The organism is Pantoea sp. WMus005 (genome assembly GCF_013415305.1).
Lineage (GTDB): Bacteria > Pseudomonadota > Gammaproteobacteria > Enterobacterales > Enterobacteriaceae > Pantoea > Pantoea rara.
This window is the reverse complement of record NZ_JACBXU010000001.1, coordinates 923,802-942,078: the sequence shown is the minus strand read 5'-3', so window position 1 is coordinate 942,078 and position 18,277 is coordinate 923,802. Positions and strand designations below refer to the sequence as shown.

18 protein-coding genes are annotated in these 18,277 nt (G+C 52.1%); 7 read left to right on the top strand and 11 right to left on the bottom strand.

Features of this window, described 5'->3' with window-relative positions:
* Nucleotides 1-129: 129 nt before the first annotated feature.
* Entirely contained in the window at nucleotides 130-426 is a 297-nt protein-coding gene (locus HZZ01_RS04155; RefSeq protein WP_090960540.1) for a YciI family protein, read from the top strand.
* Between the two features lie 76 nt (nucleotides 427-502).
* On the top strand, nucleotides 503-688 hold the full coding sequence (locus tag HZZ01_RS04150; RefSeq protein WP_136196287.1) for a hypothetical protein: 186 nt from the start codon (nucleotides 503-505) through the stop codon (nucleotides 686-688).
* Nucleotides 689-794: 106 nt separating this feature from the next.
* Here the strand turns inward: HZZ01_RS04150 and ycgZ are convergent, their stop codons facing one another.
* Nucleotides 795-1,031 (bottom strand): regulatory protein YcgZ, encoded by a 237-nt coding sequence (ycgZ, locus tag HZZ01_RS04145; protein ID WP_090960532.1) that lies wholly within the window; start codon nucleotides 1,029-1,031, stop codon nucleotides 795-797.
* Between the two features lie 435 nt (nucleotides 1,032-1,466).
* Between ycgZ and HZZ01_RS04140 the strand changes: the two genes are divergently transcribed.
* Nucleotides 1,467-1,694, top strand: a complete 228-nt coding sequence (locus HZZ01_RS04140) for a hypothetical protein (RefSeq protein WP_255434106.1) — start codon at nucleotides 1,467-1,469, stop codon at nucleotides 1,692-1,694.
* Nucleotides 1,695-1,710: 16 nt separating this feature from the next.
* Here the strand turns inward: HZZ01_RS04140 and HZZ01_RS04135 are convergent, their stop codons facing one another.
* A complete protein-coding gene (locus HZZ01_RS04135) occupies nucleotides 1,711-1,884 on the bottom strand; it encodes a YciY family protein (protein WP_090960525.1) in 174 nt (57 codons plus the stop codon).
* Nucleotides 1,885-2,046: 162 nt separating this feature from the next.
* Here HZZ01_RS04135 and cls point away from each other — a divergent pair, with 162 nt between their 5' ends.
* Both cls and HZZ01_RS04125 read left to right on the top strand, forming a co-directional pair.
* Nucleotides 2,047-3,507, top strand: coding sequence for a cardiolipin synthase (cls, locus tag HZZ01_RS04130; RefSeq protein WP_179895614.1), 1,461 nt, complete (start codon nucleotides 2,047-2,049; stop codon nucleotides 3,505-3,507).
* Between the two features lie 45 nt (nucleotides 3,508-3,552).
* Nucleotides 3,553-3,876 carry an HI1450 family dsDNA-mimic protein gene (locus HZZ01_RS04125; RefSeq protein ID WP_003853921.1) on the top strand — a complete coding sequence of 108 codons (324 nt, stop codon included), beginning with the start codon at nucleotides 3,553-3,555 and terminating at the stop codon, nucleotides 3,874-3,876.
* Between the two features lie 48 nt (nucleotides 3,877-3,924).
* On the opposite strand, the gene oppF is transcribed toward HZZ01_RS04125, so the two are convergent.
* From oppF to HZZ01_RS04090, 7 genes are all read right to left on the bottom strand, one after another.
* Nucleotides 3,925-4,926, bottom strand: coding sequence for a murein tripeptide/oligopeptide ABC transporter ATP binding protein OppF (gene oppF, locus HZZ01_RS04120; RefSeq protein ID WP_136196291.1), 1,002 nt, complete (start codon nucleotides 4,924-4,926; stop codon nucleotides 3,925-3,927).
* Complete coding sequence (locus HZZ01_RS04115; RefSeq protein WP_090960516.1) at nucleotides 4,923-5,939, bottom strand: ABC transporter ATP-binding protein; 1,017 nt, start codon at nucleotides 5,937-5,939, stop codon at nucleotides 4,923-4,925. Before HZZ01_RS04115 ends, oppF begins: the two co-directional genes overlap by 4 nt.
* An 11-nt stretch (nucleotides 5,940-5,950) precedes the next feature.
* The gene (gene oppC / locus HZZ01_RS04110) at nucleotides 5,951-6,859 is read right to left on the bottom strand and encodes an oligopeptide ABC transporter permease OppC (RefSeq protein ID WP_179895613.1); all 909 of its coding nucleotides are present in this window, start codon (nucleotides 6,857-6,859) and stop codon (nucleotides 5,951-5,953) included.
* Nucleotides 6,860-6,873: 14 nt separating this feature from the next.
* Entirely contained in the window at nucleotides 6,874-7,794 is a 921-nt protein-coding gene (gene oppB, locus HZZ01_RS04105) for an oligopeptide ABC transporter permease OppB (protein WP_179895612.1), read from the bottom strand.
* Between the two features lie 90 nt (nucleotides 7,795-7,884).
* A complete protein-coding gene (gene oppA, locus HZZ01_RS04100; protein ID WP_179895611.1) occupies nucleotides 7,885-9,525 on the bottom strand; it encodes an oligopeptide ABC transporter substrate-binding protein OppA in 1,641 nt (546 codons plus the stop codon).
* 153 nt (nucleotides 9,526-9,678) lie between these two features.
* Nucleotides 9,679-11,256, bottom strand: a complete 1,578-nt coding sequence (locus HZZ01_RS04095) for an ABC transporter substrate-binding protein (protein WP_255434105.1) — start codon at nucleotides 11,254-11,256, stop codon at nucleotides 9,679-9,681.
* Between the two features lie 629 nt (nucleotides 11,257-11,885).
* Nucleotides 11,886-12,533, bottom strand: coding sequence for a YchE family NAAT transporter (locus tag HZZ01_RS04090; protein WP_179895609.1), 648 nt, complete (start codon nucleotides 12,531-12,533; stop codon nucleotides 11,886-11,888).
* Nucleotides 12,534-12,992: 459 nt separating this feature from the next.
* Between HZZ01_RS04090 and adhE the strand changes: the two genes are divergently transcribed.
* Nucleotides 12,993-15,680 carry a bifunctional acetaldehyde-CoA/alcohol dehydrogenase gene (gene adhE / locus HZZ01_RS04085; RefSeq protein WP_179895608.1) on the top strand — a complete coding sequence of 896 codons (2,688 nt, stop codon included), beginning with the start codon at nucleotides 12,993-12,995 and terminating at the stop codon, nucleotides 15,678-15,680.
* A gap of 69 nt (nucleotides 15,681-15,749) precedes the next feature.
* Here the strand turns inward: adhE and tdk are convergent, their stop codons facing one another.
* Nucleotides 15,750-16,370, bottom strand: a complete 621-nt coding sequence (gene tdk / locus HZZ01_RS04080) for a thymidine kinase (RefSeq protein ID WP_179895607.1) — start codon at nucleotides 16,368-16,370, stop codon at nucleotides 15,750-15,752.
* Nucleotides 16,371-16,780: 410 nt separating this feature from the next.
* Between tdk and hns the strand changes: the two genes are divergently transcribed.
* Complete coding sequence (gene hns / locus HZZ01_RS04075; protein WP_179895606.1) at nucleotides 16,781-17,191, top strand: histone-like nucleoid-structuring protein H-NS; 411 nt, start codon at nucleotides 16,781-16,783, stop codon at nucleotides 17,189-17,191.
* A 75-nt stretch (nucleotides 17,192-17,266) separates the two neighbouring features.
* Here the strand turns inward: hns and HZZ01_RS04070 are convergent, their stop codons facing one another.
* A complete protein-coding gene (locus HZZ01_RS04070) occupies nucleotides 17,267-18,274 on the bottom strand; it encodes an NAD-dependent epimerase (RefSeq protein WP_179895605.1) in 1,008 nt (335 codons plus the stop codon).
* Nucleotides 18,275-18,277 lie beyond the last annotated feature (3 nt).

Here is an 18,277-nt window from a genome sequence, read left to right as displayed (position 1 = left end):
CCATCACGCCTGCAGAAAAGCGCTTTTTAGCCCTTTATGCTGAGCCATTAACCGCCCTCAGGTTTCGTTTGCACTCTAATCGTCAATCCCTTAACGTGTTGCAAAATTCTGATAACCAGGAGTTCCTTAGTGCTTTACGTCATTTATGCAGAAGATACTGCAGAGTCACTGGAAAAACGTAACGCCGTGCGCCCTGCCCACCTGGCGCGCCTCAAACTGCTGCAGGAAGAGGGACGCCTGATCATTGCAGGCCCCATGCCTGCCGTGGATAGTAACGATCCGGGCGTAGCGGGCTTCACCGGCTCAACCGTGATTGCCGAGTTCCCGTCACTGGAATCCGCGCAATCCTGGGCGCAGGATGACCCTTACTTTGCTGCGGGCGTCTACAAACAGGTTTCAGTGAAGCCGTTTAAACGCGTCTTCTGACAGAAAAAGTGCAGTCAAAATGGCTTCTGTGCCTGGCACAGAAGCCATTTTTGTTTTGATCGTTTAGAGAGGAAAGATGCAGATAATCATTCTGGGGCTGCTGGCGATTATTACCGGCCTTATCGGCGGCGCGGTTTATCTCTGGCGCAGCCAGGGCTGGCGTAATAAAAAGCAGTGGATTGTGATGCTAATCGTGCTGGCGGCAGCACTGCAACTGGTGAACGTGACGCTGATGATGTCGGCACAACGTCTGGCGGGCTAGTCATCCCGGGCCCTTATCAGGAAATATTTCCAGGGCTTACGTGTAAACTTAGCGGGCCAGGTCGCTACGTTTCCTCTTCCTGGCTTTCCCGCCACTTGCTGGCCTCTTAATCGAGAATCAGTTCAATCAGCGCATGATAATGCTGCTCTTCTTCCGGGCTGGTGACATGCTGTAAACGGCCGATCAATTTCGAGCAGATCGCTTTACGATTAAGGGTGCGGCCAGACTGGATAATTTCGGACACCACAGAGCCCAGAATAGCCTGCTGTGAAGGCTGTGCGGCGCTGTGCAGATACGCGGTGATATCAGAGACTGAAGCGGGAATATGAACGTTAGTCTGCATGGATGAGCCTCATAAAGTTTGTTTAAGGTTACTAACCGATGCAGTAAAGTTATACAAAAATGACCGACCTGTACAGGTATTTTGTTCAAAACATCGTCCCGCCAGCCGTAATTATTGATTATTTCATAATTAATAGCCACTTACAGAACTGTAAAGTTGTACAGATTAGTATTTTAAAGATGTACAACCTTCACAAAGTGCTTCTCAACGCGGCTTTTTGCATAAAAAAATGATCTCCCCGTCATTTTTTTACCCATGAAGAGGAATTATCTGGCAGAGCTGTCTACATTTAGCGCTTGTAAGTTGAACTTCTGAATGGATGCACAGCACAGTCGCGGGCAAATTATGCATAAAACTTATCCTGGCCAGTCTCTTACTCTCCTCACTCCGCTCTTATCCCGGATCGCGGCAATTGCCGATCCCAGGATAGAAGTCATGAGTGGTTATCCTGCTAATTGCTCAGCGTGGCTCACGGTCTATTATCAGCGTAAATCAGGTAAATGGTCATACGAATGGTACGATCGAGTGGGTTACCGCAGGCCGGTCGCGCTGGGCAGCACCATGGAGTGCCTGATGCGTGAAGTCAGCGATCGGGGCGCGTCGCGTCAGGAGCACTCCATGGCGCGACGGGTGATGGCAGAATCGGGATTTTTTGAAGCCTGAAAGTCGCCGTCATCATTCAGATGATTTGCGTAATAAACAGGATTGATCGACGCTGCTGCTGCGCAAGCTGATGGCGGATGCTGTGAATACGCTTGTACCGTCGCGACTGGCCTTCCAGCCAGCGTGAACGGCGACGATGAGCCTGACGTAACATTCTCCAGCGCGCCACTTCATTTCTGCTTCGTTTCATCACTTCCTCTCTGGCGTCATACAGGCGAGACCTGTGCGAAGGCATTATAGAGATCTCTGCGGTAATGCCAAATCGGATCAGCATGTCCGGGATAAAGGGTTCCGTTAGTCGGCATCTGCACGTAAACTTGCCAGACGAAAGCGCGAACGGGATGTCCACTTTATGACCACTTTTTATACCCTGATCAGCTGGTTGCTGGTATTTGGTTACTGGCTACTGATTGCCGGGGTTACGCTGCGCGTATTGATGAAGCGCCGGGCCGTAACGTCCGCTATGGCCTGGCTGCTGGTTATCTATATTCTGCCGCTGGTGGGCATTATCGCTTATCTCTCGTTTGGTGAACTTCATCTGGGTAAGCGTCGTGCGGAGCGCGCCCGCACTATGTGGCCGTCGACCGCCCGCTGGCTCAACGATCTCAGGCAGTGCCGCGAAATTTTTGCAACCGAGCATAGCGACGTTGCCCGCTCTCTGTTTGAGCTTTGCTATCATCGTCAGGGCATTGCCGGAGTCAAAGGTAACCAGCTGCAGCTGCTCACCAGTTCCGACGACGTCATGCAGGCGCTGATTCGTGATATCCAGCTCGCCCGCCACAACATCGAGATGGTGTTTTATATCTGGCATCCCGGCGGTCTGGCAGATGAAGTCGCAGAATCGCTGATGGCGGCCTCACGCCGTGGCGTTCATTGCCGACTGCTGCTCGACTCTGCAGGCAGCGTCGACTTTTTCCGCAGCCCGTGGGTTGGCATGATGCGTAATGCCGGGATTGATGTGGTAGAAGCGTTGAAGGTCAGCCTGCTGCGTGTCTTCCTGCGACGGATGGATCTGCGTCAGCATCGCAAAATTGTTCTGATTGATAACTACATCGCCTATACCGGCAGCATGAACCTGGTCGATCCGCGCTTCTTCAAACAGAGCGCGGGTGTGGGCCAGTGGATTGACCTGATGGCGCGTATGGAAGGCCCGGTAGCGACCGCGATGGGCATTGTGTTCAGCTGCGACTGGGAGATTGAGACGGGTAAACGCATTCTGCCGCCCCCGCCCGATCGCAACATCATGCCATTTGAACAGGAGAGCGGCCACACGGTGCAGGTGATCGCCTCCGGTCCTGGCTTCCCGGAAGATATGATTCATCAGGCGCTGCTGACCGCGGTCTATTCAGCGCGTGAACAGCTGATCATGACTACGCCCTACTTAGTACCCAGTGACGACCTGCTGCATGCTATCTGTACGGCCGCGCAGCGTGGCGTGAATGTCAGCGTGATTGTGCCGCGTCACAACGACTCGCTGCTGGTCGGCTGGGCCAGCCGCTCCTTCTTCAGCGAAATGCTGGAAGCGGGCGTAAAAATCTATCAGTTTGAAGATGGTCTGCTGCACACGAAAAGCGTGCTGGTCGATGGACAGCTGAGTCTGGTGGGCACCGTGAACCTGGATATGCGCAGTTTATGGCTTAATTTTGAAGTCACGCTGGTGGTAGATGATGCCGGATTTGGCAGCGATCTTGCCTGTGTTCAGGATGACTATATCGCCCGATCACGCCTGCTGGATGGCAAGCGCTGGGCAAAACGTGCGTGGTGGCAGCGCATCGTCGAACGACTGTTTTACTTCTTCAGCCCTTTACTGTAAAACGAGCCAGATTATGTACATGGCCGCAGGCCGACAGGACAGACTATGGATTTAAATAATCGCCTTACCGAAGATGAAACGCTGGAACAAGCCTACGATATCTTTCTCGAACTGGCCGTCGACAATCTTGATCCGGCAGACGTCATTCTCTTCAATCTGCAGTTCGAAGAGCGCGGTGGCGCAGAGCTGTTTGATCCGTCTGAAGACTGGAAAGATCATGTCGATTTTGATCTGAACCCGGACTTTTTCGCCGAGGTGGTGATTGGGCTGGGTGAAGCGGACGGTGAACCGATTACCGACGTCTTTGCACGCGTGCTATTATGCCGCGAGAAAGATCACAAGCTCTGCCATATCCTGTGGCGTGAGTAAGCGTGAAATCAGATAAGAAAACGCCGGGCATTTGCCCGGCGTTTTGCATTATAGCGGGTCGACTTTCAGACAGGAGACCGCATGATGGAAACTGCCTTCCAGCAACGGCCGGGTTTTGGCACACTCCGGGCCGGCAATCGGACAGCGGGTGCGGAACACGCAGCCTGATGGCGGATTGATCGGCGACGGCAGCTCCCCTTCCAGCAGCTGAATCTGCTTGTTCTTCTCCTTGTCCGGATCGGGAATCGGCACGGCAGACATCAGCGCGCGGGTGTAAGGATGCTGTGGATTGGTGTAGACCTCTTTGTAGGTCCCCAGCTCCACCGCATGACCCAGATACATCACCAACACCCGGTCAGAGATGTGTTTCACTACCGCCAGATCGTGCGCGATGAAGATCAGGGATAAGCCCATTTCGCGCTGCAGTTGCTGCAGCAGGTTCACCACCTGCGCCTGGATCGAGACGTCCAGCGCGGACACCGGCTCATCACAGATAATCAGCTTCGGCTCCAGAATCAGCGCGCGGGCAATACCGATACGCTGACACTGACCACCCGAGAACTCATGCGGGTAGCGGTTAATCAGGTTAGGTAACAGCCCCACTTTCATCATCATATTTTTGACGCGGTCTTTAACTTCCTGACGCGCCATTTTCGGATGATAGGTGCGCAGCGGCTCCGCGATGATGTCGCCGATGGTCATACGCGGGTTTAGCGACGCCAGCGGATCCTGGAAGATCATCTGGATATCGCTGCGGGCTTTACGCCACTCCTCTTCGCTCTGACCCAGCAGATCGCGGCCTAACCAGGCGACACGACCGTCTGTAGCTTTTACCAGGCCGATAATGGCGCGTGCCAGCGTCGATTTACCGCAGCCAGACTCGCCCACCACGCCCAGCGTTTCCCCTTCATAGAGGCGCAGGCTGACACCGTCTACCGCTTTAAGGGTTTTTGACGGCTGCCAGAACCACTGCTTGCCGTCTTTGATGTCGAAATGCACCTTGAGATCGGCGATTTCCAGTAACACTCTTTTTTCAGCTACGGTGCTCATACTAACTCCTCCACCGGCTTAAAGCAGGCGCGCAGACGGCCATTGCCGAAGGGTTCCAGCGGCGGTGCCTGGGTGCAGATATCCATCGCGTGCGGACAACGAGGCTGGAATGGACAGCCCTGCGGCAGACGTAACAGGTTCGGAGGATTGCCCGGAATGGTGGTCAGGGTTTCACCTTCGATCGCATCCAGACGCGGCACCGCATTAAGCAGGCCAATCGAGTAAGGATGGGCGGGCTGATAGAAGACATCGCGGGCGCTGCCATACTCCATGGTACGTCCGGCATACATCACCAGCACTTTGTCGCAGATCCCTGCCACCACGCCGAGGTCGTGTGTGATCATGATAATGGCGGTGTTAAACTCGCGCTTCAGGTCGTTGAGCAGCGTCATAATCTGCGCCTGCACCGTGACATCCAGCGCGGTGGTAGGCTCATCGGCAATCAGCAGTTTAGGACGGCACAGCAACGCCATGGCGATCATCACGCGCTGACGCATCCCGCCGGAGAACTCATGCGGGTACATCTTCATGCGCTTGCGCGCTTCCGGCATTTTCACCGCGTCCAGCATTCTCACCGACTCTTCAAACGCCTGCGCGCTGTTCATCCCTTTGTGCAGCTTAAGCACTTCCATCAGCTGCTCGCCCACCCGCATATAGGGGTTCAGCGAGGTCATCGGGTCCTGGAAGATCATCGCAATCTGTTCGGCGCGCAGCTTATTGAGCTTGTTCTCGGGCAGATTCAATATCTCTTTGCCGTTGAACATCGCTGAGCCGCCAATGCGACCATTTTTTGCCAGCAGCCCCATCAGGGCAAAGGCGGTTTGTGACTTGCCCGAACCGGATTCGCCGACAATGCCCAGCGTCTCACCGGCGCGCAGCGAAAAGTTCAGGTCGTTGACGGCGGTGACATCCCCATCGTGCGTGCCAAAGGTCACGCGCAAATCTTTGACCGTAAGTAGCTGTTCGCTTCCCGCGCGGGCCGCCATCGCTGGCTGGAATTCATGAATAGTCATCGGGAAACTCCTTAACGATCTTTCGGGTCGAGGGCATCACGCAGGCCATCGCCAATAAAGTTGAAACAAAACAGCGTGACCACCAGGAAGCCTGCCGGATAGAGCAACAGCCACGGCGACACTTCCATCGAATTGGCCCCGTCGCTGAGCAATGCGCCCCAGCTACTCAGCGGCTCCTGTGTACCCAGACCCAGGAAACTCAGGAAGGATTCAAACAGGATCATACTCGGTACCAGCAGCGAGGCATAAACCACCACCACACCCAGAACGTTCGGTACGATGTGACGCACCACGATTTTCCAGGTTGATACCCCACCGACATGCGCCGCTTCAATGAACTCTTTGCGCTTCAGACTCAGCGTCTGGCCGCGCACAATACGCGCCATATCCAGCCATGAGACCATGCCGATAGCGGCAAAAATCAGCAGGATGTTGCGGCCAAAGAAGGTTACCAGCAGGATGACGAAGAACATAAACGGGAAGGAGTTGAGGATTTCCAGAATACGCATCATCACCGAGTCGGTTTTGCCGCCCAGGTAACCGGCAACTGAGCCATACAGCGTACCGACGATCACTGCGATCAGCGCAGACGCTACGCCCACCATCAGTGAGATACGACCCCCGATGGCCACACGGACCAGTATGTCACGTCCCGATGAATCGGTGCCGAACCAGTGACCGGATGTGGTATCGGGCGGTGAGGACATCATTGACCAGTCGGTATCATCGTAAGTGAAATGCGCCAGCATCGGGGCAAAAATCACGAACAGCGTGATCACTAACAACACCAGCAGGCTGATTAAGGCTGCACGGTTGTGGATAAAACGACGACGCGCGTCCTGCCAGAGACTACGCCCTTCTACTTCCAGCTTCTCACTGAACGCATCAAGAGCTTCGCTGTTTTTCTTACTTAACATCATGGCGAACTCCGCAATCAGTAACGAATTTTTGGATCGATAACGGCATAGAGCACGTCAACAATCGCGTTAAACAGAATGGTCAGTAAACCGACCAGAATGGTCAGGCTCATCACCAGTGAGTAGTCACGGTTTAGCGCACCGTTTACAAACAGCTGACCGATACCCGGCAGACCGTAGATCGACTCGATCACCATCGAGCCGGTGATGATGCCCACAAAGGCCGGTCCCATATAAGAAATAACGGGCAGCAGCGCGGGTTTCAGCGCATGTCGCAGCACAATGCGACGCAGCGGTAAGCCTTTAGCGCGTGCAGTGCGGATGAAGTTGGAGTGCATCACTTCAATCATCGATCCACGAGTGATACGCGCGATACTGGCGATATAAGCCAGCGACAGCGCCACCATCGGCAGCAGCATGTAATTCCACTGGCCGCCATTCCAGCCGCCGCCAGGCAGCCATTTCAGGGTGATGGCGAACAGTAACACCAGCAGCGGCGCGACCACGAAACTGGGTATCACCACGCCGGTCATTGCCACCCCCATGACCACGAAGTCCCACACGCTGTTCTGTTTCAGCGCGGCAATCACGCCCGCCGTAACGCCCAGTATCACCGCCAGCAGGAACGCGGCCAGGCCGAGTTTGGCTGAGACCGGGAACGCATGCGCAACCAGATAGTTGACAGAATAATCTTTGTATTTAAACGAAGGGCCGAAATCGCCATGCGCCAGCTGCAACAGGTAATCAACATATTGCTTACCAATGGGATCGTTGAGGTGATATTTCGCCTCAATGTTGGCCATCACTTCCGGGGCCAGGGTTCGCTCGCCGGTAAACGGGCTGCCGGGAGCCAGGCGCATCATAAAGAAGGAGATGGTGATCAGGACGAACAGCGTCGGAAGCGCTTCAAGCAAGCGACGCAGGATGAATTTTAACATTGCCGTACCTACCAGGCTGTTGCATCACAACATATAAAAAAGTAAAAAGCGGCGCGAGACGCGCCGCCACTGCTGATAGCCTGAATGCTATTAGTGTTTGATAATGTAGAAGTCTTTATCCAGCGTTTTATCCAGGGGATCTTTACCGGTATAACCACCGACATACGGTTTCACCAGACGCGTATTCACATAGTAGTAAACCGGTACGATGGTGCTGTCTTTATCCATAATCTGCTCGGCCTGCTGATAATCCGCAGCGCGCGCTTTAGCATCCGGAGCCTTAATCGCGTCGCGAATCACTTTGTCAAACGCATCGCTCTTATAGTGCGAGGTGTTACTGCTGCTGTTAGACAACATCGTGTTCAGGAAGGACGTCGGTTCGTTGTAGTCCGCACACCAGGCCGCACGGGACACATCGTAGTTACCCTGATGACGGGTATCCAGGAAGGTTTTCCATTCCTGGTTTTCCAGCTTGATGTTCACGCCGATGTTTTTCTTCCAGATCGACGAGGCAGCAATCGCCAGCTTCTTGTGCAGATCGGAGGTGTTATAGAGCAGGTTAAAGGTCAGCGGTTTATCGGCGGTGTAGCCAGCTTCAGCCAGCAGCTTTTTCGCTTCGGCATTACGTTTGTCCTGTGACCATTTGAACCAGTCTGGCGGCAGAATGTCCATGCCATCGGTTGATGGTGGCGTGTAGCTGTATGCCGGCTTTTGCCCCTGCGCCAGTACTTTGTTCACCATGATGTCACGATCCAGACCCAGCTTCAGGGCTGCGCGCACGCGAGGATCGGTAAATGGTGCTTTCTGATTGTTGATTTCGTAGTAGTAGGTGCAGAGATAAGGATCAACGTGCAGCTCTTTACCGTTGTCACGCTGCAGCTTCTTGAACAGCTCAATTGGCAGATTGTTATAGGTCATGTCGCTGCCGTTCTCAGAGAAGTAACGGTTAACGTCACTGACTTCAGAACTGATTGGCAGGAAGGTGACTTTGTTCAGCACAGTGTGTTCGTTGTCCCAGTAGTTCGGGTTACGCACCAGAGTAATACGCTCGTTGATGACGTGCGCGTCCAGTTTAAAGGCGCCGTTGCCGACCCAGTTCTGGGGCTGCGTCCACTGATCGCCAAACTTCTCAATCGCCGGCTTGTAAACCGGTGACATGACGGAGTTGATCAACAGTTTATCAAAGTAGGGAACAGGCTCACTCAGCGTGACTTCCAGTGTGTGATCGTCCAGGGCTTTTACGCCCAGATCGGTAATCGGTTTTTTCCCGGCGATGATGTCATCGACGTTCAGGATATGACCATACTGCGGATAGCTGGCGTACGGTGAAGCAGTTTTAGGATCGACCAGACGCTCCCAGCTGTAAACGAAGTCCTGCGCGGTAACCGGCTCACCATTGGACCATTTGGCATTTTTACGTAAGTGGAAAGTCCACACTTTGAAATCTTTGTTTTCGTAACTTTCCGCTACGGCCGGGATGGGTTTACCGTTGCTGTCATTGACCAGCAGACCTTCATAAAGATCGCGCGCCACGTTGTCTTCAGGCACGCCTTCAATTTTGTGCGGGTCGAGCGACTGGACTTCATCGCCATTACCGCGAATCAGCTCCTGTTTTGCGGCCAGCTCAACGCCCGCAGGCACGGTTGCCGCGAATGCCGCATTCCCTGCCAGGGTACTTACTGCGGCGAACACGCCCGCTGCAATCAGGCTTTTTTTCGTGATGTTGTTCATTATTACACTCCAGTTTTATTATCGTCACCGCGGCGCTGTCCTGCCCCGGTGTCCCCCGTCTCCAGGCTCCCTGGCCTGTAACCAGGGAGATTGACCCAAAAGGGTCTGTACGCTGATGCGCTATCCGTCTGTCTCGCCGAACAGGCGATCAGATCAGTGTTTTTTGATGAAATAGTACTTCAGGTCTGTCATGTCCTGCGGGTCTTTGCCCGTAAAGCCGCCAACCCAGGGCTTTACCAGGCGCACACTTACGCGGTAGTAAACTGGCACAATTGGTGAGTCTTTGTCGAGTTGTGTTTCAGCCTGCTGATACAGCCCGGCGCGCTGCGCCTCGCTACCCGCCGTCAGCGTCTCTGCCATCAGACGATCAAAGGTCGCGCTGCTGTAAAACGCGGTGTTAATTGAAGCGTTGCTGATCAGCATGTTCAGGAAAGTAGAGGGCTCATTGTAATCAGCACACCAGGTAGCACGGACCACGTCATACTGCGCCTGATGACGTGTCTCCAGCATGGTTTTCCACTCCTGATTCTGCAGCGTCACTTTCGCACCCAGGTTTTTTTGCCACATCGATGCGGCCGCAATCGCCTGTCGTTTGTTCTGATCAGAGGTGTTATAGAGCAACGTAAAGGTCAGCGGATGGGCGGCATCAAAACCGGCCTCGGCCAACAGCTTCTTAGCGGCTTCATTACGTTGCGCCTGCGTCCAGGTGAACCAGACGGGCGGCGTGAGTTTTATGCCAGCGGTGAAAGGCGGTGTCAGGCTGAAAGCCGGAATCTGCCCCTGGGCCATGATCTTATTGGCAATCACCTCGCGATCGAGGGTCATTTTCAGCGCGGCACGCACCCGGGCATCGGTGAACGGTGCTTTTTTGTTGTTAATTTCATAGTAGAAGGTGCAAAGCAGCGGGCTAACCTTCACTTCATCGCCCAGCTCTTTGCGCAGCTTGCCAAACATCTCCGGCGGCACCGCACTGTTGGTGATGTCTGTGCCGCCGCTGCGGTAACGGTTGATATCACTGTTTTCAGAAGCAATCGGCAGGAAGGTCCCCTGCTCAATGACTGTATGTGCATTATCCCAGTATTGAGGATTGCGCTTCACGACGATTTTTTCATTCACCACCCAGTCGCCCAGTGTATAAGCGCCATTACCGATGTAGTGACCGGGACGGGTCCAGGCGTCGCCCCACTGCTTAATAGCTGGTGCATAAACCGGTTTCATCGCCGTATGCGCTAACATCGCCACCAGGTAAGGCACCGGTTCGCTCAGGGTAATCTGCAGCCGATGAGCATCCAGCGCTTTTACGCCCAGTTGATCGGGTGATGCTTTACCGGCAAGGATGGCATCGATATTGGCAAAATGGGCGGCCTGCGGATAGCTCGAGTATGGCGATGCGGTTTTCGGGTCCACCAGCCGACGCCAGCTATAAACGAAATCAGCGGCTGTCACCGGCTCACCATTGCTCCACTTCGCATCATCACGCAGATTAAAAATCCAGACGGTGGGTTGCGGATTTTCCCAGCTTTTAGCGACCCCAGGCACGACCTGACCGCTGTTGTCGGTGTTAACCAGGCCATCCAGCAGGTTGTGAATAACATTGGATTCCGGCACGCCTTCAGTTTTATGCGGATCCAGCGAGGAGACTTCACTTCCGTTATTAATCACGATCTGCTGTTGTGCGGCCAGTGTCGTTCCCGGCGGAACGGTGGCGGCATAAGCCGGCGAAAAAGCCATGAACAGAACACCTGCGAGTGTTGACCGCTGTTGCTGTAAATTCTTTATCCCAATCATCCGAAACGCCAACCTTATTTAAGTATCCCGATAGGCTTAAGCAAAAAGCGTTCTCACTTTGGGCTTTAGGAGAAAAAAAATCACGTTGGGCCAAAAATTATCAGAAGCAGTAAAGGGGCGCCAAAGCAAAATAACGAAAATGTTAACTAATTCTCTTTTATCATGAGATGTCTGGCAGCGGAAGTGTTAATTTTCGTCCTGAAAATATCATATCAATATGAAAAATAGGCGATTTAGCGGGAAACCCTTTTTCAGTGCGGCATGTGGCGAAAAATCATGCCTCTTTTGGCATTTATATTGGGGAAACTGGCTGGAACGCGATGAAATTCAGACCACCAACCTTAATCTGGCAGATTATGAGGCAGACTGAAAAATGAATAGGAGAATATCGTGTGAAAATAGTGACATTATTTAGCGGAAAAAATTCTGTGAGCCAGCACGCAGTAATGAAATTTATAATCGAATGTTTCTGTTAAGCATTACGAATAATTGCATCGTAATGGTGCAGGAAAAGGCCCGGTTGCACCATTACGACTCACGCACTCACTTCACTGCCTGAAATAAGTGAGCTTCTAATTAAGCAGTCCAGGAAAAATGGACTTCATTCCAGTGACCACAAACTCAATACCCAGCGCCATGAGTAACAGTCCCATGATGCGGGTGATAACATTGATCCCGGTCTGACCCAGAATACGCACCATCAACGGCGCCGCCCGGAACAGCAGCCAGCAACAGAACGCAAAGAGGGCAATCGCCAGAGTAAAGCCCAGCAGGTTTAGCCAGCTGTTGTAGCGAGTACTCCAGACGATGGTCGAGCTGATGGCGCCCGGCCCAGCCATCAGGGGCAACGCCAGCGGCACAACCCCTACGCTTTCACGAATCGCTGTTTCTGATTTTTCCTGCTTATTCTGCTTATCCTCACCCAGCTTGCCGCTGATCATCGACATCGCAATGGTGACAACCAGAATCCCGCCCGCTATGCGGAAAGAGTCAATCGAGATGCCAAACACATGCAGAATCGCATCGCCGAGAAAAAGTGACGTCCAGAGAATAATCGCGACCGCCAGATTGGCAGTGAGGTTGGTTTTGTTACGCTCAGCCACGCCCTGATAACGGGTCATGCTAATGAACACCGGAATAATTCCCACCGGATTGACCAGCGCAAACAGCCCGACAAAAAATTTTATATAGCCTGATAAATCTAATAGCGCAGGGTTCACGACTTTACTCCGTACCACAGGGGGAAAACGCGCCTAATGTATGTGAAAACAGACTCAGACGCCAGATGCTGGCCCAGCTATTTATCCTGATGATTTACCGTCGCTTTAGCGGTTTACGCCAGAGATTAAAAAGTGACTGGATTTAGCCGCTGCAAGACCCGTTCTCACTAAGCGTAAACGGATTTGATAATCGACGAACTATAAACGGGGCTGAAAGGTGTCAGCTTACGGTTAAATTGATCTGAATCAAAATTGCCCTACCCCAAACCAGGTAATCTTTTCGTAACGGAAGTATTAGCGGCAGCAAAGTAATTCTGGCTGCTGACAATAGAAGACTAGTTCAGTAAACAGTTGAAAATCCGGGCGTTCTTCCCAGGGCAAACGCGTTATTGCAACGTGACTATACTCAGGACGCAGGATTGTTTACTAAAAAAGTTTAACTTCCTTCAGGAGAACACCATGGCCGTAACCAATATCGCTGAACTCAATGCACTGGTTGAACGTGTAAAAAAAGCCCAGCGTGAATATGCCAACTTTTCTCAACAACAAGTCGACGCCATCTTCCGTGCTGCTGCCCTCGCCGCCGCAGATGCCCGTATCCCGCTTGCCAAGATGGCCGTTGCCGAATCCGGTATGGGCATCGTCGAAGACAAAGTGATCAAAAACCATTTTGCTTCAGAATATATCTATAACGCCTATAAAGATGAAAAGACCTGTGGTGTGTTAGCCACTGACGATACTTTCGGTACCATTACCATCGCCGAGCCGATTGGCCTGATTTGCGGCATCGTCCCGACCACCAACCCGACTTCAACCGCTATCTTCAAAGCACTAATCAGTCTTAAAACCCGTAACGGTATCATTTTCTCACCACACCCACGCGCCAAAGATGCGACAAACAAAGCGGCTGACATTGTTCTGCAGGCTGCGATTGCCGCCGGTGCGCCAAAAGATATTATCGGCTGGATCGATGCCCCTTCTGTGGAGCTGTCAAACCAGCTGATGCATCACCCCGACATCAATCTGATTCTCGCCACCGGCGGTCCGGGCATGGTGAAAGCGGCTTACAGCTCCGGTAAACCGGCGATTGGTGTGGGTGCCGGTAACACGCCGGTAGTGATTGATGAAACTGCCGACCTGAAACGTGCCGTTGCGTCGATTCTGATGTCGAAAACCTTTGATAACGGTGTGATCTGCGCCTCTGAACAATCCGTGATTGTGGTTGATTCGGTCTATGACGCTGTACGCGAACGTTTCGCCAGCCATGGCGGTTACCTGTTGCAGGGTGCTGAACTGAGTGCGGTCCAGAATATCATTCTGAAGAATGGCGGTCTGAACGCAGCTATCGTCGGTCAGCCAGCATTCAAAATTGCAGAGATGGCCGGTATCAGTGTGCCACCGAGCACGAAGATTCTGATTGGTGAAGTAAAACTGGTGGATGAGTCTGAGCCGTTCGCCCATGAAAAACTCTCACCTACACTTGCGATGTATCGTGCGAAAGATTTCCAGGATGCGGTTGATAAAGCCGAAAAACTGGTCGCCATGGGCGGTATCGGACACACCTCATGTCTGTATACCGACCAGGATAACCAGACTGAACGCGTTCACTACTTCGGCGACAAAATGAAAACCGCGCGTATTCTGATCAATACCCCAGCTTCTCAGGGTGGTATCGGTGACCTCTACAACTTCAAACTGGCACCCTCTCTGACGCTGGGTTGTGGTTCATGGGGCGGTAACTCTATTTCAGAGAACGTCGGTCCAAAACACCTGATCAATACCAAAACTGTCGCCAAGCGAGCTGAGAATATGTTGTGGCATAAACTTCCTAAATCCATCTACTTCCGCCGGGGTTCACTGCCAATTGCGCTGGAAGAAGTGGCAACGGACGGTGCGAAACGTGCTTTTATCGTTACTGACCGCTTCCTGTTCAATAACGGCTATGCCGACCAGGTGACCCGCGTACTTAAATCACACGGCATCGAAACAGAAGTGTTCTTTGAAGTGGAAGCTGACCCGACGCTGAGCATCGTACGTAAAGGTGCAGAGCAGATGAACAGCTTCAAGCCTGATGTCATCATCGCACTGGGCGGCGGTTCCCCAATGGATGCTGCGAAAATCATGTGGGTGATGTATGAACATCCGGAAACCCACTTCGAAGAACTGGCGTTACGTTTCATGGATATCCGTAAACGTATCTACAAGTTCCCGAAAATGGGCGTCAAAGCACGCATGGTAGCTATCACCACCACGTCCGGTACCGGTTCAGAAGTCACACCCTTTGCCGTGGTTACCGATGATGCAACAGGCCAGAAATATCCACTCGCTGACTATGCGTTAACTCCGGATATGGCGATTGTGGATGCCAACCTGGTGATGGATATGCCGCGCTCACTCTGCGCCTTTGGCGGTCTGGATGCCGTTACCCACGCACTGGAAGCCTATGTCTCTGTGCTGGCGAATGAATACTCTGATGGACAGGCGCTGCAGGCACTGAAACTGCTGAAAGAGAATCTGCCCGCCAGCTATGCCGAAGGCGCTAAAAATCCGGTGGCGCGCGAGCGCGTACACAATGCCGCCACTATCGCCGGTATTGCGTTTGCCAACGCCTTCCTTGGGGTCTGTCACTCAATGGCGCACAAACTGGGCTCAGAGTTCCATATCCCGCACGGTCTGGCCAACGCCCTGTTAATCTCTAATGTCATTCGCTACAACGCGAACGACAATCCGACTAAACAGACCGCTTTCAGCCAGTACGATCGTCCGCAGGCGCGCCGTCGTTACGCCGAGATTGCTGACCACTTAGGTCTGAGCGCTCCTGGCGACCGCACTGCGCAGAAAATTGAGAAGCTGCTGGCCTGGCTGGATGAGATCAAAACTGAACTGGGTATCCCGACCTCAATCCGTGAAGCCGGTGTTCAGGAAGCGGACTTCCTGGCGAAAGTCGACAAACTCGCTGATGATGCGTTTGATGACCAGTGTACCGGCGCAAACCCACGTTATCCGCTGATTGCTGAGCTGAAACAGATTATGCTCGATACCTTTTACGGTCGTGAATTTGTCGAACCGTTTTCCAGCGTAGCCGAAGCCGTGGCTGAGCAGCCGGTAAAAGGCATTAAACTGGATAAGAAAGCCAAAAAAGTCTGACAGTCATGTTTTGATTGTCTGATAGCAAAAACCCGCCTCGGCGGGTTTTTTATTGCCTGAACCGCGCGATTAATTCAGCGGCGTCTGCGCGCCATGAATCGCCTGCAACGACCCCTGCTCTATCGCCTGTTTATAATGCTTGCGGCAGACGGAGATATAGCTTTCATTACCGCCAATCACCACCTGCTCACCCTCACTGAACGGTTTACCTTCACTATCCAGTCGCAGCACCATGCTGGCCTTGCGGCCACAGTGACAGATGGTTTTAAGTTCAACCAGCTTATCTGCCCATGCCAGCAGATACTGACTGCCCACAAACAGTTCTCCGCGAAAATCGGTACGCAGGCCGTAGCAGAGCACCGGAATATCGAGGTCATCGACAACATCAGAGAGCGCTTTAACCTGCTCTCGCGTGAGGAACTGACTCTCATCGACCAGCACGCAGTGAATCGGCTGCGCGGCATGTTCACGGGCAATATCGCTGTAGAGCGAAGTCTCTGCATTGTAGAGCATGGCAGGCGATGAAAGTCCGATGCGGGAACTCACCTGCCCGGCACCAAAGCGATTATCGATTTCAGCGGTGTAGACCAGTGAACGCATGCCGCGCTCCTGATAGTTATAGGAGGATTGCAGCAATGCGGTCGATTTCCCTGCATTCATCGCAGAGTAATAGAAATAGAGTTGGGCCATAGGAGCGTATCTTCATCGGGACTGAGCAGAATGGCGCGCATATTAACACAAAGCGTCAGCAATACGTTGCGGTTGATGGGTAAATAAAGCGCAACGACAACCCTTTTATACCTTCACACGCAGTTCCAGAAGCCTGTTATGTTCGTAACCTGAGGGAATAAGTTTTGCTTATTTTACTCGCAAAAAAAGGAATGACATTTTTGTTACCGTCGCGAATACATTAAATTTATTTCATAACAGACTAAACGAAAATATTTTTTATTCCGCATAACTCTGATTTTTTTAGCCAGCATTATTTTTAGTCACCAAAGTAATTAGTTCTCAGAAATTTTTTATGATTGAAGTTATTTAACGTCACCACTACTATTAGCGTGCAACACAACTTTTCCCCTTATTCAGAGACCAGGACAATGAGCGAAGCACTAAAAGTTCTTAATAATATCCGTACGCTGCGCGCCCAGGCCAGAGAGTATTCCGTAGAGACACTGGAAGAGATGCTGGAAAAACTGGACGTGGTGGTAAAAGAACGCCGCGAAGAAGAGTCGCATTTTCAGGCAGAAAATGAAGAACGCACGCGTAAGCTCAATCAGTATCGTGAAATGCTGCTGGCCGATGGAATCGACCCGAATGAACTGATTAACACGCTGAATGTCACTCCCCGAGCTGCGGCAAAAGGCAAACGCTCAGTACGCCCGGCTAAATATGGTTATACCGATGAAAAAGGCGAGTCCAGAACCTGGACTGGTCAGGGTCGTACACCGGCTGTGATTAAAAAAGCGCTGGAAGAACAGGGTAAAAAGCTGGACGATTTTTTACTGTAATAGCCTGCAACTTCGCTGCTTTAGTGGCAGTATGCTGCGCAACAAAAAAGGAAGCCGAAGCTTCCTTTTTTTTATTCAGACGCGATAAAAATCGCGGTACCAGTCAACGAAGTTTTTAACACCCTCTTCGACGCCCGTCTGCGGTTTAAAACCAATAGCCTTAAACAGAGCTTCGGTATCAGCACTGGTTTCCAGTACATCACCGGGTTGCATCGACATCAGGTTTTTCTTCGCAGTAATCCCCAGAGCTTTCTCTATCGCTTCGATATAGTTCATCAACGTAACCGGCTGACTGTTACCAATATTATAAACACGATAAGGCGCTGAACTGGTTGCAGGTGAACCGGTTTCAACCGTCCACTGATCATCCTGCTGCGGAATAACATCCTGCAGACGAACAATCGCTTCGGCAATATCATCAATATAGGTAAAGTCGCGTTTCATCTGGCCCTGGTTATAAACATCAATCGCTTCACCAGCAATCATTGCGCGGGTGAATTTGAATAATGCCATATCAGGACGGCCCCACGGACCATAGACGGTGAAGAAGCGTAATCCGGTTGTCGGCAACTGATAGAGATGCGAGTAAGTGTGGGACATTAACTCATTCGCTTTTTTCGTCGCCGCATATAAAGAAACCGGATGATCAACGCTATCTTCGGTTGAGAACGGCATCTTACGATTCAAACCATAAACGGAACTGGATGACGCATAGAGCAGATGTTCAATTTTATGATGACGGCAGCCTTCAAGAATATTGAGATGACCGATCAGATTGGAGTCTGCATAAGCATGAGGATTTTCAATGGAGTACCGGACGCCAGCTTGAGCACCAAGGTGAATAACGCGCTGGAACGTGTTCTGGTCGAACAGTGACGCCATTGCGTCACGGTCCGCCAGATCCATCTCAATAAAAGTAAAACCCGGATCGGCTTTAATTAAATTGAGACGGGCATGCTTGAGATTTACGTCGTAATAATCATTCAGGTTGTCGATACCGACAACCTGGTGACCGGCGGCCAGCAGACGCTGACTGACATGAAAACCAATAAAGCCTGCGGCGCCGGTGACCAGAAAGTTCATAAA

Bases quoted from the DNA above. Each gene is read 5' to 3' on its own strand.
- HZZ01_RS04140 (WP_255434106.1), top strand. From the start codon at position 1,467: ATGAGTGGTTATCCTGCTAATTGCTCAGCGTGGCTCACGGTCTATTAT.
- tdk (WP_179895607.1), bottom strand. From the start codon at position 16,370: ATGGCCCAACTCTATTTCTATTACTCTGCGATGAATGCAGGGAAATCG.
- ycgZ (WP_090960532.1), bottom strand. From the start codon at position 1,031: ATGCAGACTAACGTTCATATTCCCGCTTCAGTCTCTGATATCACCGCG.
- adhE (WP_179895608.1), top strand. From the start codon at position 12,993: ATGGCCGTAACCAATATCGCTGAACTCAATGCACTGGTTGAACGTGTA.
- oppB (WP_179895612.1), bottom strand. From the start codon at position 7,794: ATGTTAAAATTCATCCTGCGTCGCTTGCTTGAAGCGCTTCCGACGCTG.
- oppA (WP_179895611.1), bottom strand. From the start codon at position 9,525: ATGAACAACATCACGAAAAAAAGCCTGATTGCAGCGGGCGTGTTCGCC.
- cls (WP_179895614.1), top strand. From the start codon at position 2,047: ATGACCACTTTTTATACCCTGATCAGCTGGTTGCTGGTATTTGGTTAC.
- hns (WP_179895606.1), top strand. From the start codon at position 16,781: ATGAGCGAAGCACTAAAAGTTCTTAATAATATCCGTACGCTGCGCGCC.
- HZZ01_RS04135 (WP_090960525.1), bottom strand. From the start codon at position 1,884: ATGAAACGAAGCAGAAATGAAGTGGCGCGCTGGAGAATGTTACGTCAG.
- HZZ01_RS04070 (WP_179895605.1), bottom strand. From the start codon at position 18,274: ATGAACTTTCTGGTCACCGGCGCCGCAGGCTTTATTGGTTTTCATGTC.
- oppF (WP_136196291.1), bottom strand. From the start codon at position 4,926: ATGAGCACCGTAGCTGAAAAAAGAGTGTTACTGGAAATCGCCGATCTC.
- HZZ01_RS04115 (WP_090960516.1), bottom strand. From the start codon at position 5,939: ATGACTATTCATGAATTCCAGCCAGCGATGGCGGCCCGCGCGGGAAGC.
- HZZ01_RS04125 (WP_003853921.1), top strand. From the start codon at position 3,553: ATGGATTTAAATAATCGCCTTACCGAAGATGAAACGCTGGAACAAGCC.
- HZZ01_RS04095 (WP_255434105.1), bottom strand. From the start codon at position 11,256: ATGGCTTTTTCGCCGGCTTATGCCGCCACCGTTCCGCCGGGAACGACA.
- oppC (WP_179895613.1), bottom strand. From the start codon at position 6,859: ATGATGTTAAGTAAGAAAAACAGCGAAGCTCTTGATGCGTTCAGTGAG.
- HZZ01_RS04150 (WP_136196287.1), top strand. From the start codon at position 503: ATGCAGATAATCATTCTGGGGCTGCTGGCGATTATTACCGGCCTTATC.